Consider the following 13013-nt stretch of genomic DNA (forward strand, 5'->3'; position numbering starts at 1 on the left):
GTTCAAGTGGGTAGGACTGTGCTGCTTCTGAGCGAATGGTCGGTAATGCCTTTTGCAAGGTGGGTGGTGGGCAATGCCCACCCTACCTAGGAGGTCACTTCACCTCCCGCACGGTCACGAGCTGCCGCATGGCCTGAATCTGTTCCATCGGCGGCAGTCGTGGGCCGATCCGGCTCAGCGCCCCCATCGAAAAGGCCGTAGCCATGGTGGCGCACTCTCGCAATGATTCCCCCCCCAACAATCCCGCCACCGTACCCGCCACCATGGCGTCGCCAGCACCGACGGTGCTTTTGATCTCAACCGCCGGGGGCTGAGCGTGAAAGGCTTGGGTGCGATCGATAAACAACGCCCCCTCACCCCCCATCGACACCACTACATAGCGAATGCCGGATTCAATCAATTCGCGGGCAGCCGCAACGATCGCACTGTGGCTCTCCAAACGGGTGTTCAGCACCTCCTCCAGTTCCACCCGGTTGGGCTTGATTAGGTCGGGCTTGGCAGGCAGGCCAAAGCGCAGCGCGTCGCCGCTGGTGTCGAGAATCACGGTTTTGCCCTGGGCCTTTAGGGGGCCGATCAGCTCGTCGTAAATGTCGGTGGACAGCCCCGCTGGCACGCTGCCCGAGAAGACAAACCAGTCGCAGCTCTCGGCCAAAGCATGGACTGCTTTTCTTAAACCATCGACATCCTGGTGGGTGGGCGACTGGCCAGGGTAGTTAATGTCGGTGACTTGTCCCTGGGCATCGTCCACAATTTTGATGTTGACGCGGGTTTCGCCGGGCAGATAGACAAAGTGGTCGTCAATACCCTTTTGGTGAAAAAGTGTTTTGAATAAGGCGTCATTCTCCCAACCCAAAAAGCCACTAACGCTGACCCTATGGCCTGCCTCTGCCAAAAACGAGGCCACGTTCACGCCTTTGCCGCCGGCATCGTCCTGCTTCCAATCGACCCGGTTCACCGCATCGGCCCGAAAGTTTGGAATCGAGACGGTTTGGTCGATCGCCGGGTTGAGCGTCACTGTCGCAATCCGTTGCGCTTTGGGGGGGTGGGTCATAGCGCTCTGACCTCCTCAGCGGTGCGACAGGCGATCGCTTTTTGAGCCAGCCGCTTCATCTGCTTCATCGAAGCTCCCCGCAGCCGCGCCTTCACTTTCGGGATGCTGGGGATATCCATGCTCAGCTCTTTCACCCCCAGCCCGGCGAGAATCATCGCGCCCTGAGGTTCTCCGGCTAAACCACCGCAGACACCGACCCACTTACCGGACAGTTTGGCCCCCTGCACGGTCTGATAAATTGCCCGCAGCACGGCAGGATGCAGGGCATCAGCTTGTTTGGCCAAAGTGGGGTGGCCCCGATCCATCGCCAAAAGGTATTGAGTCAGGTCGTTGGTACCCACCGAGAAGAAGTCGACTTCCTGGGCAAATTCCGCCGCCATCAGCACGGCGCTGGGCACCTCGACCATCATGCCGATTTCTACGGGTGGCCCATCGATCGCCACCCGCACCGACTCCAGCACCGTCTTGGCAGCGCGAATATCTTCCAGAGTAGCGATCATGGGGAACATGATGCGGATGTAGCCACCACGAGCCGCCCGCAGAATCGCCCTCAGCTGAGTCTCAAACAGATCGGTGCGCTCCAGACACAGACGTACACCGCGAATGCCGAGGAAGGGATTTTCTTCGGCGGGCTGGTTGAGGTAGGGCACATGCTTGTCGCCGCCAATATCCAGCGTGCGCACGATCAGCGGCAGGCCGTTGAGGGCCTGGGTCATCTGGCTGAGGGCAGCATACTGCTCGTCTTCGGTAGGAGCAGAGCTACGGTTCAGGAAAAGGAATTCTGTGCGCAGCAGGCCGACCCCTTCCGCCCCGGCATTGACCGCTGGGGCAGCTTCTGTTGGGGCACCGATGTTAGCCACTACCTCAATGCGGTGGCCATCGGTGGTGATAGCGGGCTGGAAACGGGTTTGCTGCTCGACATCGCGGAGCTGGGCGCGATCGCCCATCGCCTGTCTTGCCTTCGCCAGATCCGCCTCAGTTGGGTTGGCGTAGAGCTGACCCTGATCGCCGTCTAGAATGGCCGTTGCTCCCTCCGGCAGATCCAGAATGCCTGTCCCAGCACCGGCGATCGCGGGAATGTTGAGCGATCGCGCAATGATCGCCGTGTGCGAGGTCGCCCCACCCGCCGCCGTGCAGAACCCGTGAATTTTGGCTGGATCTAGCCCCGCTGTATCCGAGGGAGCCAGATCGTCGGCAATCAGAATCACGGGATGATCCGGTAGGCCCGCCCCCGCGTTACCCCCACCCACCAGCCGCGCCAGCACCCGCTGCCCTACATCGCGCACATCCGCCGCTCGGCCCGACAGGACCGGATCGGCTAGCGCTTCTAATTCCTTCGCTTTGGCCTCGATCACCTGCTGCCAGGCCCAGGGCGCACTGTGGTTAGGCGGAATCCGGTTCAGCGCCTCCTGCTGTAGCTCTGGATCGGCTAAGAACTCCCGGTGGGCTTGAAAGATCGCGGCCTTAGCTTTGCCGGAGCGTTCTTTAATGGTGGTGTAGAGGTCGGTTAGATCAATATCGGCCAGGGCGATCGCATCCCTCAGCCGATCCTGCTCTGCGGTGGGGTCGCTGGCGGTTTCGGCAAACTCTAGTTTGGTATGGCGGAAGCGGTACAGGGGCGCGATCGCCAGCCCAGGGGATGCTGCCACCCCAGACAGAGCAAGACTTTCCAGGTTCAGCGCCGGCAGTTTCAAAGCCGGACTTGCCGCCGCTTCCTCTTCTTCCTCCAGCCCGTCCTCCACCGCCTGTTGCAGAGCATTGAGCGCCTGGGTGGCGTCACTGCCCCTAGCCAGCACCCGCACCATGCCATCTCGCTCGACCCCCAGTTTCAGCAGCGACATCAGGCTTTTGCCGTTGGCCACCTGGTCGCCGTAGCGCACCCGCACCTCGGCACTAAAAGATTTCGCCAAATCCGCAAACACGGTAGCGGGGCGAGCGTGCAGCCCCGTTGGCGCGTCGATGGTGACATCGAAAAACTGGTCAAAGCCCTCGGTGTCGAGTCCTTTGCTGCTGGAAGATGACTTGCCGGTGAGGCGATCGCAAATTACCTGCGCGTCCTCCGTATCTACCAACGCCTGCACAGCGGCAGGATCATCCAGTACGTGGGTCAGGTTGGTGAGAATTTGCAAGTGCTCATCCGATTTCGCCGCAATACCCACTACCAGCCGCACCACCTCGCCTGGGTTCCACTCCACCCCGGCGGGAATTTGCAGCACCGCAATGCCCGTTGTCACAATCAAGTCGCGCTGAGCGGGCTGGCCGTGGGGAATGGCGATGCTGTTGCCCAGGTAGGTGTTGGCCTGGGTCTCCCGTGCCAGCATGCTGTGGATGTAGCCCGGCTGAATGCGACCACTGGCAACCAGCAGTTCTCCTGCCTGTCGAATTGCGTCTTCTTTGCTGTTGGCGGTGGCCTTAAGCCGCACATCCTCCGGCGTTAGGTTGATCATTCAAATCATCTCTCTATGGGGGTTATCTATAAAGAAATTCAAGCGGCTAATTGAGCAAGCTTAAAACGCACAAAACCTATCCAGAATCTCGACATTCCGGGTCAGGGATCAATACCTGCAAGACGTTTTCTAATGTCTTAATTGTTCAAGACCAAAGGCGACCTGGGAGAGCTTTGTCATATTTCCTTAGACATTGCTTAAAGATTTGTATTGCCTAAGAGCCAGCCCGTCGAGGTTCACAAAAATCAGCTTCATTGGCCCTATAATTTGGCCACAAACCCTTCCTTGGGAATATGACACCGGCACAAAACAACTCCCCAACCTGCTACTCTCCTGACAATATTGTATCCCTGCATACAGTATACGTTCGGAGAGAATTTTATAAGTGGGGCTAACTACCGCTGAGGTGAAGTTGTCTTTATTGAGCTATTTTTCCGCTCCATTCCGCTCTAAATCACGGTCCCACTATGCAAGATATTCAGATCGAACCCGTGCTTACCGTTGAGGCGGTGCCTGAGGAGCTTCAGGCAGACGCTAAGGGTGTTTCCCTGCGGGATGTGACGAAGAAATATGGCTCGTTTGCAGCGGTTCAAAACATCACGCTTGATATTCCAGCCGGTTCATATACCTGCTTGCTCGGCCCCAGCGGCTGCGGCAAAACTACCACCATGCGCATGATCGCGGGCCACGAAGACATTTCTGAGGGCGACATTTATATTGGCGAAACGCGTATCAACGACATTCCTGCTACCCAGCGCAACACCGCCATGATGTTCCAAAATTATGCGCTGTTTCCCCACAAAACCGTGTGGGATAACGTCGATTTTGGCCTCAAAATGCGCGGCATGACTAAAGCAGACCGGCACTATCGCGTAGGCGAAATGCTAGAGGTGGTGGGGTTAAGCAGTTTTAGCGATCGCAAACCCGCTCAGCTCAGCGGCGGCCAACAACAGCGGGTTGCCCTCGCTCGCGCCCTCGTCACTCGGCCCCAGGTGCTCATGCTCGACGAACCCCTCAGCGCCCTCGACGAATCGCTGCGAGTCAAAACCCGCGGCGAGTTGCGCAAGCTCCAGCGCCAGTTTGGCATGACCTTTATTCAAGTCACCCACAACCAAGACGAGGCCTACTCCCTCTCCGACCAAATTGTGGTGATGGATCACGGCCGCGTCGATCAAGTCGGCACCCCCGCTGAGATCTTCTCTAAACCCCTGTCAAAGTTTGTGGCCCGCTTTACCGGCGACAACAACATTTTCCCAGGTACCGTCACCAGCGCCGTGCAAGACACCAACGGCCAGCTGATTCAGCTCGATATCCCCGCCCTCGGCACTCTGCTGTGCCTCGGTGACTACGCCCAGGTGGGAACTGAAGCCGCCTGCTGTATTCGCGCTGACCTGATGCAGATCAAATCCCTCGCCGATGCCGAAACATCGGTCTGCGGCCCGGCCACCAACCGCCTCACCGCTCGCATTACCGCCGTAGAGTTTACGGGCTACGTCACCCGCGTTTCGCTAGTGCTCGAGCGCAGCGGCGTGGAAGTGTTGTACAAAGCCCGTACCCCCGACTGGCTCACCACCACCTTTGCAGAAGGACAGGTGGTGGTGCTCGACTGGGCCGCCACCGACTGCGTTTTTCTGCCTCACTAGTTTTGGGCCGGATGAATACAGCATTCTCCTCCCACCATGTTCTCAACCATTCGTTGTTACTGAATTGCTAACCATGGGTAAGTTTTCTCGCCGCCAAGTGATTCGCACCAGCCTCGCTGCCGGAGCTTTCCTGACCGCCACCCGCTGTGCCGCCCCCTCAGGCACCCCCAACAACCCTGCCTCTGGCCCTCAGGTCAACACCAACCAAAGTAAAGATGTCACTCTGCGGCTAATTGGCACTGGCGTGTCGCAAATCAACGACATCCGCGACAAAGCCCAGGAAGACTTGGGCTTTAAGTTCGACATGCGAGCCCTCAGTACCGAAGAAAACAACCAGATCGCCATTACCCAGCCTGGCCAGTACGACATCTTTGATGGTGAATACTTCAGCCTGCCTCTAGTGGTGCCCTCGGGCAATCTTCAGCCCATCGATATTAAGCGCATCACCAACTACGACAAGATTGTCTCCTTCTTTAGAACCGGCGAGTTCAAGGGCATGCCGGTCGAAAAATCTCAGGGTACCGCTCCCTTCAAGGTGCAGTACCTCACGGGCGCCGACTCCAAGGAGTTTTCGGCCACCCCCACCGACTACGCCACCCTGATTCCCTTTCAGTACAACGCCGACACCCTGGGCTACCGTCCCGACCTAGTCGGTCGCCCTATTGAGAGCTGGGGCGAACTGTTCAACGAGGAGTTTAAGGGCAAAACCTCCATTCTCGACATTCCGCAAATCGGCATTATGGATGCGGCCATGGTGGCCGAGTCGCTAGGTCTAATGACCTTTGCGGACAAAGGCAACATGACCAAGGCCGAAATTGACCAGATCATCGAGATTCTCAAAGAGCAAAAGGCCAACGGCCAGTTCCGCGCTTTTTGGAAGACCTTTGACGAGTCGGTTAACCTGATGAGCTCTGGGGAAGTCGTGCTGCAATCCATGTGGTCACCGGCGGTGACGGCGGTGCAGTCCCAGGGCACTGAGTGCATCTACGCTCCCCTCAAGGAAGGCTATCGAGGCTGGGGCGGCGGCATTGGCCTTTCCAAAAACCTGGAGGGGGTTAACCTCGATGCCGCCTACGAGTACATCAACTGGATGCTCGACGGCTGGGTCGGCGCATTCCTCGGGCGCCAGGGCTACTACAGCGCCGCCCCCGAAACTGCCCGCAAATTCATGTCTACCTCCGAGTGGGATTTCTGGTACGAAGGCAAGCCCGCTGCCGAAGACATCGTTGACCCCTTTGGCAAAACCCTGGCTAAGTCTGGTGTCAGCCGCGACGGCGGCTCCTTTGACGAGCGCTTTGGCAACATCGTCTGCTGGAACTCGACTATGGAAGAAAACACCTACCTGGTGCAGAAGTGGAACGAGTTTATTGCGTCCTAGGAAGAGAGCGAAGGGAATAGGGGAGATGGGGAAGATAGGGAAGCTTTAGTCTCCCCCATCTCCCCAACCTTCCCTATCCTCTCTACCTTCCCGTCCTCGTCACTCCCCTACTCCATTACTCTCCCCCTCTCCTATGTCTGAAACTTGGAAAACCCTCAAGCCTTACGCGTTGATTACGCCGCAGACATTGGTATTTCTACTGTTTTTGGTGTTCCCCATTCTCATGATTGGGGTAGTGAGTTTTTGGGAGTTCAACGGCTACTCGATGACTCCGGCATTTACCCTGGCTAACTACCAGGGTATTTTGACCGATGTTACGTTTAAGACCTATCTAAATACGTTTAAGTTTTTAGGGATGGTGTGGCTGGCTACGCTCTTGATTGGCTACCCAGTGGCCTATTTCTTAGCGTTTCATGTGCCCAAGCTAGAGTGGCAAATTTTGCTGTTCTTAGTCTGCACAATTCCGTTTTGGACTTCAAATATCATTCGCATGATCTCGTGGGTGCCGCTGCTGGGGCGGGAGGGATTGGTCAACCAAATGTTTATGGGCGTTGGTTTGATCCAGCAGCCGATGGAGTTTTTGCTCTACTCCGATTTTGCGGTGGTGCTGGGCATGGTGCACCTCTACATCATTTTTATGATTGCGCCCATTTTTAACAGCCTGATGCGAATTGAGCGCTCCCTAGTAACCGCCGCTGAAGACCTTGGCGCTTCTGGCCTACAGGTTTTTAGGGAAGTGATTTTGCCCCTGTCGGCACCGGGTATTGCGATTGGCTCGATCTTCATTGTCACGTTGGTCATGGGCGAGTTTGTCACCGTTCGTCTAATGGGAGGAGGGCAATCGGCGTCCGTTGGCAAGCTAATTCAGACGCAGATCGGTAGTTTGCAATATCCTTTAGCAGCGGCTAATGCAATCGTGCTGCTGGCCGTGACGATGCTGATTATTATCTCAATTCTACGAGTGCTAGATATCCGTAAGGAGTTATAGGTACAAACAATTTCCCTACCTGAACGGAGTTATTTACCTTGAGTTTCTAGAAGGGAAAAACCAACGAAATTTCTCCTGATTAAAGTTCCGTGGAAGTCAGGCTAGGTCAGTTGCGTTCCCTAGGCGAAATCGACAGAAAATCCTACAGTTAATCCCCAGCCATTACCTATGCAAAAACGCTCACTGACCTATTACCTACTGCTGGCATTCTTCTGCCTGTTCGTGCTGTTTCTCTACGGCCCGATGATCACCATTTTTATGCTGTCCATGCAGGGCCCGGATGGTGGATTAACCTTCCCCATGCGAGGCTTTAGCTTCTATTGGCTAGGGCAGGTGTTTCAAGAGCAGCGGGTGGGTAATTTCATTGAGCCGTTTGTGCGATCGCTCATTCTAGGCGCTGCCGTCATGGCTATTACCATTGCCGCCTCAGTGCTAGCTAGCATGGGGTTTCGCCAGCGGTTTAAGGGCTCCACAGTGATTTTCTACATGACCATTGCCAGTCTAATTGTGCCGAGCATCCTGGTTTCTCTGGGCATCGGGGTTGTGTTTCAGGTAATGGGTTGGCCCACCAACTGGTTCACTTCCGGCCTAGGGGCTCACCTGACCTGGACTCTGCCCATTGCCTTTTTGATCATGCTGGGCATTTTCAACCGCTTTAACCCTTCCTACGAGGAGGCCGCCCGTGATCTGGGGGCCACCGACTCTAAAACCTTCTGGGAAATTGTCATGCCCTTGATCGCTCCCAGCTTGCTGGGGGTAGGGCTGCTCACCTTTACCCTCTCCTACGACGAATTTACCCGCACATCACTGGTGTCTGGCCAGAGCAACACTCTGCCGCTGGAAATCTTTGGTATGACCACCAACGTTACTTCGCCCGCCCTTTACGCTCTGGGCACGTTGACAACCCTGTTCTCGGCGTCGCTGATTTTGATTGCTTTCTTTGCCTACAATGCTGTGGTCAGGCGTCAGCGGGGTAAAGCCTAGGCTACGTTACAAAAGGTGCTGCCCCCGCCCCATCCTCTGCCGACACCTTTTAGGATGGGCCAATGGACAGAGATGCTTTTTTGGTCCTGCTGCGACAGCACCGGGCGATCGCCGTTATCCGCGCCCCTAATCTCAATCAGGGACTTGCCATGGCAGAAGCTGCTGCCGCCGGTGGTATTCACCTGATTGAGATTACCTGGAATAGCTGGCATCCCGAGGATCTGGTCAGCAAGCTCAGGCACCGATTGCCCTACTGCACCATCGGCGTTGGCACTATCCTATCTAAAGCCGACCTCAGAGATGCTGCTGGGGCTGGAGCGCAGTTTTGCTTTTGCCCTCACATCGATCTGTCCATTACTAGGCTGGCCCAAAAGGTTGAAATCCCTATCGTGCCCGGTGCTTTAACGCCTAACGAAGTGGTCGCCGCCTGGCAAGCTGGAGCAACAGCCGTTAAGGTGTTTCCGGTTAACGCTGTGGGTGGAGCCAGCTATATCCGTAGCCTTCAGGGGCCGCTGGCTCACATTCCTCTCATTCCTACCGGTGGGGTAACCGTTGAGAATGCCGGGGATATGCTGAAGGCCGGGGCGATCGCCGTGGGCCTCTCCACCAGCCTGTTTCCCAAAACTGCCGTAGCTGAGCAAAACTGGACAGCCGTAACGGCCCTGGCTACTCAGTTGGTAGATAACCTAACCATTGTGGATTCCTCGTTCTAGCTGGCTAGCTTAAAGGCCTCCACACTCACGGCGTAAATAACCCCAATCTTGAAGCTGTTGATGCAGTCTAGCCAAACCGGTTTTGGCACCGTATTTGTCAAGGCTGGGTCACGCCAGCGACGACTATACACAAGCCAGCTGATCAGCTCTGCCACCAGCACTAGAAACGCTGAGACAACGGTATCTTGCGCAGCGGCTTGACCGGCGATCGCCGCCAGAGACACCGTAAAAAAATAGCCCAGCAGCAGGCTCAGCAACACTAGTGATACCCGCCGCCATGGGTTGATTAGCCACTGACTAAACTGATCACCGAGGTCGTCAATCAGGGTACTTAAGCGGGTGCGCTGCATAGGTTTTTCCCCTTAAAATGCCTCTGCCATATGGGACCACTCACAAGCAATGTTTTGCCGTTCTACAAAAACTAAAACTCAACCCGGCACGCAGGGTGAATGCCCCCCTGACCACAGATATACTCTAGCTGCTCGCCCTCAAGATTTAACGCCTGAGAAAAGTCTACTCCCACCAGCAGTTCGGTAGTTTCTGGCGCCACAATGGTGGTCACAAACGCATCTTCCTGCGATCGCTCCGGCGTAAAAAATCGTGCCCCAGCTAGGTTTACCCCAGCCAAGTTTGCTTTCGCCAATACTGCCCCCTCCAGATTAGCGCCCTCCAGGTTTGCTCCCTCCAAGTTTGCTTGGCTAAGATCAGCCCCTTGCAAAGAGCTATGGGTGATATTAGCTTGCCGCAGGTTAGCTGACGTTAAGTTCGCCTCGCTTAAGTTGGCGTCCGCCAAATCCGCGCGAGTTAGATCCGCAGAGGTCAGAGTCGCCCCAGCCAGATACGCCTGCCGCAGGCGGGCATCTACAAGGCTGGTCTGAGTCAAATTAGCGTCAGTCAAATCTGCCCCCACCAGACTGGTACGGTCAAACTTGCCGTGGCTAACATCAGCAGCAATAAACCAGGCGCTGCTGGCATTGGCCCCAGAGAAATCTGCATAGGTTGCAAAGGAATTACTCAGGTTGGCCCGCAGCAGACTGGTATTTCGAAACACCGTATAGCGCAGATGGGCAGCCACCAGACTAACTTCTGTTAAGTCTGATCCACTAAAGTCAGTCGTCCAATCATCAAAGGTGTCCTCGTGACCATCTGCCCCCGCATCAAAAAGCTTGGCTTTACGCATTCGCGCCCCTGACAGCACGGCATTGCGCCAGGTAATTCCCGCCAAATTCTGCTGCTCCAACACCATAGTAAACGCGTCGGGACTCTCGATTATGTAGCTCAAATTGGTGCCGCTGAGGTCAACCTGATTAAGATTGCCGCTGTGCAACACCAAAATTTTAGTCAAGGTTTGTTTCACCGTGCGCTGCCGCAACTGTGAAATTAGCCTTTGCTCGGGGGGTAGGGCCAGCAAATCATTGGCCAGAGCCAAATTGAGCCGCTGCAGATAAGGGATAGCCGGAGGTCCCAGGGTAACCAGAGCCTGCTGTAGGGTATCGAGCAAGCTATGGTCACTGGTCTGAGCTAGCATATCCACTAGTAGTGGTATAGCGCGAACATCCTGACTGCTGGCTAGCGCTAGAGCAGCCGCTTGGCGATCGCTGAAGGAGGTGGCATTGCGGCTAAGATTTTCTACTAAGGCCAAAAACAGCGCATCCTTTTGATTAGCCTGGGGCAGCCGTCGATCTAGCCACACAGCTCCTAGGCCACCCAGCATAACCACTCCAGCCAAAGCGCTAATCACAGGCAAATGTTGCCGCCAACCCCGCAGCCCTAACATCGCTGACTCAGCTGGAGACATCGCAATGGCCCTAAGCCCGCTATATTCTTCTGGGGTCAATCTCGCTAGCAGTGACGAAGTTAGCGAAGCTGAAGCATCTCCGTTGAAGGAAACATTACTCTGACTGTCAGCTGCAGGATGGTACCGACTTAGTATCTGCCCGCCCCGTAATAGCACAACCCGAGTGCCTGCCAGATTGTCATACCAGGTCCATCGAGAACGACTTGTCTGCCCTATAGTCCCTGCCCCCAATCCACAGGCGAGAGCGAGCCCACCTAGCCACGGCAAACTCGGAAACGCTCCGCTACCCAGCCAAATTCCATAGGCCACTACTGTGGGCAACCCCCAACGACCCAGCTCTCTCACCAAAACCTTGCGGGCACTAGGTAGTGGGCGATCGCTTGCCACCACCTGTATTCCCAACCAACCCTTCGGCCAGGTTTTGCCCCGGGTTGCCAGACCATAAAGTTGACTACCCACAAAGACCCCTGGCAACACCAAGGTGCCAAACCACAGCACATTGGTTAGGGGTGGCACCTCCGTCACCAACCGTTGGCGCGGTTGCCCCAATGGACGCGCAATCAAACTCTCGGCAACCACTACCGCCGAATTTACAGGCACTAACTCTGAGGTAGAATGCCGCCGGACAAGCTCTCCTGCACCCCAGGGGAGCGCTATACTCCCCACCAGCAACCCCACCTCTAGGCTCCAAGCCGCCAGTCGCCGCAGAGATAAACTGTGGGCTACCGATAACCGCCCTTGTACCCGAGCGACAGACACCTGCGCTGAGATCGGCTGAGAACGAGAAGGCTGTGCCATAGAGAGCCCGATACAATCCAGGTTTTGAATTTACTAAGGAATACTAAGCAAGCGACGCCCGAAAACTGGCCCTAGTTTTCCACCACAATTGCCCTTCATAATAGCGAAGGCCTCCCATTTCGGCGGATTTTAACTCTCGACATTTCAACCATTTATATAGAGCCTAGGCACCTTAAAATCTGGCACATTTACCGTCACATCCGCCTATATCTCTGAATATTATAGAGATATAGACAAATGCTCCTAATTGGAGGACACGCCATGAAAAATATGCTTAAATCCTTTTCTCTGCCCGCCGCCGCCCTTGCTTTGGCTTTGGGCACAGGCGTGGCCTCAGCCCAGTCCGTTGCCCAAACTCCTCTCAGTCAGCCCATACAAACCAGCGGTTCTGTCAATCCTAGCCGCTCCTCCAGTTGTGGTGTTCTGGGCGATAGTGCAGTCCAAATTTTGCAGGTCAATCAAGACTTTGCCGCCGTTGATATTGCCGTAAATGGCACTAGCGGTCTCACCTTGCTTATTCAAGGCAGCAATGGCTTCAGCGAATGCCACACTGGCGGTGGCGGTACCATTAATGCACCGGGGCTGCTAAATCAGGGTACCTACTCCTTCTTCATTGGCAATAGTGGCCCTACCCCCACTAGCTATAACCTCACCATCCGAGAAAATTAATTTCGCTACCCAAACACAACCAAAACTGCCTGAGTTAATTGAGTTGATTCAGGCGGTCTTGGTTGTGTGAATGAGGAGCAAACAAAAATTCGCATTAATGAAGGTAGGTCACAGAAGCAGAAGAAAAAGCGCGACTACCTTCAGAACCAAAATTACGAAATGTGTCTCAATCCATTCCATAATCCGTTGCGGATGGGATGCACTGAATCAACCTAGAAGGCCTAAGTTGCCATTAGCGACTTTACGCTTTAACCACAAGTTGATAGTGTTGTGGCTAATCCTAAAGACGGCACTGGCTCCTTTCTTCCTCTTGCCATCAAGTTCATGGCGTCAGTAACCCTTTCTCGCAAATCGATGAGCCAGAGGCTGAGAATAGCATGTATCAATTAAAAACCCCTACCATTTCTCCGAGGAGTGATGGTAGGGGTTAGAGTAAGGACCTGGCATCGAGCTATTTTGACAAGGGGCAACCCCCTCACTATCTTCGCCGCAGCTGCGTTTCACGACTGAGTTCGGGATGGGTCAGAGTGGGACCACAGCGCCA

At 55.3% G+C, this 13013-nt stretch carries 10 protein-coding genes and 1 rRNA gene; 6 read left to right on the top strand and 5 right to left on the bottom strand.

The genetic code is table 11. The features are described 5' to 3' along the window. Positions 1–94: 94 nt before the first annotated feature. Together pfkB and ptsP are read right to left on the bottom strand one after the other, a co-directional pair. Complete coding sequence (pfkB, locus tag H6F75_RS00850; RefSeq protein ID WP_190748297.1) at positions 95–1051, bottom strand: 1-phosphofructokinase; 957 nt, start codon at positions 1049–1051, stop codon at positions 95–97. Then, positions 1048–3498 (bottom strand): phosphoenolpyruvate--protein phosphotransferase, encoded by a 2451-nt coding sequence (ptsP, locus tag H6F75_RS00855; RefSeq protein WP_190748299.1) that lies wholly within the window; start codon positions 3496–3498, stop codon positions 1048–1050. Before ptsP ends, pfkB begins: the two co-directional genes overlap by 4 nt. Positions 3499–3965: 467 nt before the next feature. Between ptsP and H6F75_RS00860 the strand changes: the two genes are divergently transcribed. The 5 genes from H6F75_RS00860 (at position 3966) to H6F75_RS00880 (ending at position 9204) form a co-directional block, all read left to right on the top strand. Beyond that, positions 3966–5141, top strand: coding sequence for an ABC transporter ATP-binding protein (locus tag H6F75_RS00860; protein ID WP_190748301.1), 1176 nt, complete (start codon positions 3966–3968; stop codon positions 5139–5141). A gap of 73 nt (positions 5142–5214) precedes the next feature. Continuing rightward, complete coding sequence (locus H6F75_RS00865) at positions 5215–6519, top strand: extracellular solute-binding protein (protein ID WP_190748303.1); 1305 nt, start codon at positions 5215–5217, stop codon at positions 6517–6519. Positions 6520–6652: 133 nt separating this feature from the next. Beyond that, on the top strand, positions 6653–7507 hold the full coding sequence (locus H6F75_RS00870; protein ID WP_190748304.1) for an ABC transporter permease: 855 nt from the start codon (positions 6653–6655) through the stop codon (positions 7505–7507). Between the two features lie 168 nt (positions 7508–7675). Next, positions 7676–8491 carry an ABC transporter permease gene (locus H6F75_RS00875; RefSeq protein WP_190748306.1) on the top strand — a complete coding sequence of 272 codons (816 nt, stop codon included), beginning with the start codon at positions 7676–7678 and terminating at the stop codon, positions 8489–8491. A 62-nt stretch (positions 8492–8553) separates the two neighbouring features. Beyond that, positions 8554–9204 carry a bifunctional 4-hydroxy-2-oxoglutarate aldolase/2-dehydro-3-deoxy-phosphogluconate aldolase gene (locus tag H6F75_RS00880; RefSeq protein WP_190748308.1) on the top strand — a complete coding sequence of 217 codons (651 nt, stop codon included), beginning with the start codon at positions 8554–8556 and terminating at the stop codon, positions 9202–9204. Here H6F75_RS00880 and H6F75_RS00885 read toward each other — a convergent pair. Together H6F75_RS00885 and H6F75_RS00890 are read right to left on the bottom strand one after the other, a co-directional pair. Continuing rightward, the gene (locus H6F75_RS00885; protein WP_190748310.1) at positions 9201–9554 is read right to left on the bottom strand and encodes a DUF565 domain-containing protein; all 354 of its coding nucleotides are present in this window, start codon (positions 9552–9554) and stop codon (positions 9201–9203) included. The two genes, H6F75_RS00880 and H6F75_RS00885, sit on opposite strands and share 4 nt — an antisense overlap. A gap of 71 nt (positions 9555–9625) precedes the next feature. Further along, positions 9626–11800 (bottom strand): pentapeptide repeat-containing protein, encoded by a 2175-nt coding sequence (locus H6F75_RS00890; RefSeq protein WP_190748312.1) that lies wholly within the window; start codon positions 11798–11800, stop codon positions 9626–9628. Positions 11801–12061: 261 nt separating this feature from the next. Here H6F75_RS00890 and H6F75_RS00895 point away from each other — a divergent pair, with 261 nt between their 5' ends. Then, positions 12062–12469 (top strand): hypothetical protein, encoded by a 408-nt coding sequence (locus H6F75_RS00895; protein ID WP_190748314.1) that lies wholly within the window; start codon positions 12062–12064, stop codon positions 12467–12469. Between the two features lie 438 nt (positions 12470–12907). On the opposite strand, the gene rrf is transcribed toward H6F75_RS00895, so the two are convergent. After that, positions 12908–13013: ribosomal RNA gene (gene rrf / locus H6F75_RS00900) — 5S ribosomal RNA — on the bottom strand; the annotation flags it as partial.

Source organism: Nodosilinea sp. FACHB-131 (assembly GCF_014695395.1).
GTDB lineage: Bacteria > Cyanobacteriota > Cyanobacteriia > Phormidesmidales > Phormidesmidaceae > Nodosilinea.

Coding starts and splice junctions, on each gene's coding strand:
- pfkB (WP_190748297.1), bottom strand. CDS start 1,051: ATGACCCACCCCCCCAAAGCGCAACGGATTGCGACAGTGACGCTCAAC.
- ptsP (WP_190748299.1), bottom strand. CDS start 3,498: ATGATCAACCTAACGCCGGAGGATGTGCGGCTTAAGGCCACCGCCAAC.
- H6F75_RS00860 (WP_190748301.1), top strand. CDS start 3,966: ATGCAAGATATTCAGATCGAACCCGTGCTTACCGTTGAGGCGGTGCCT.
- H6F75_RS00865 (WP_190748303.1), top strand. CDS start 5,215: ATGGGTAAGTTTTCTCGCCGCCAAGTGATTCGCACCAGCCTCGCTGCC.
- H6F75_RS00870 (WP_190748304.1), top strand. CDS start 6,653: ATGTCTGAAACTTGGAAAACCCTCAAGCCTTACGCGTTGATTACGCCG.
- H6F75_RS00875 (WP_190748306.1), top strand. CDS start 7,676: ATGCAAAAACGCTCACTGACCTATTACCTACTGCTGGCATTCTTCTGC.
- H6F75_RS00880 (WP_190748308.1), top strand. CDS start 8,554: ATGGACAGAGATGCTTTTTTGGTCCTGCTGCGACAGCACCGGGCGATC.
- H6F75_RS00885 (WP_190748310.1), bottom strand. CDS start 9,554: ATGCAGCGCACCCGCTTAAGTACCCTGATTGACGACCTCGGTGATCAG.
- H6F75_RS00890 (WP_190748312.1), bottom strand. CDS start 11,800: ATGGCACAGCCTTCTCGTTCTCAGCCGATCTCAGCGCAGGTGTCTGTC.
- H6F75_RS00895 (WP_190748314.1), top strand. CDS start 12,062: ATGAAAAATATGCTTAAATCCTTTTCTCTGCCCGCCGCCGCCCTTGCT.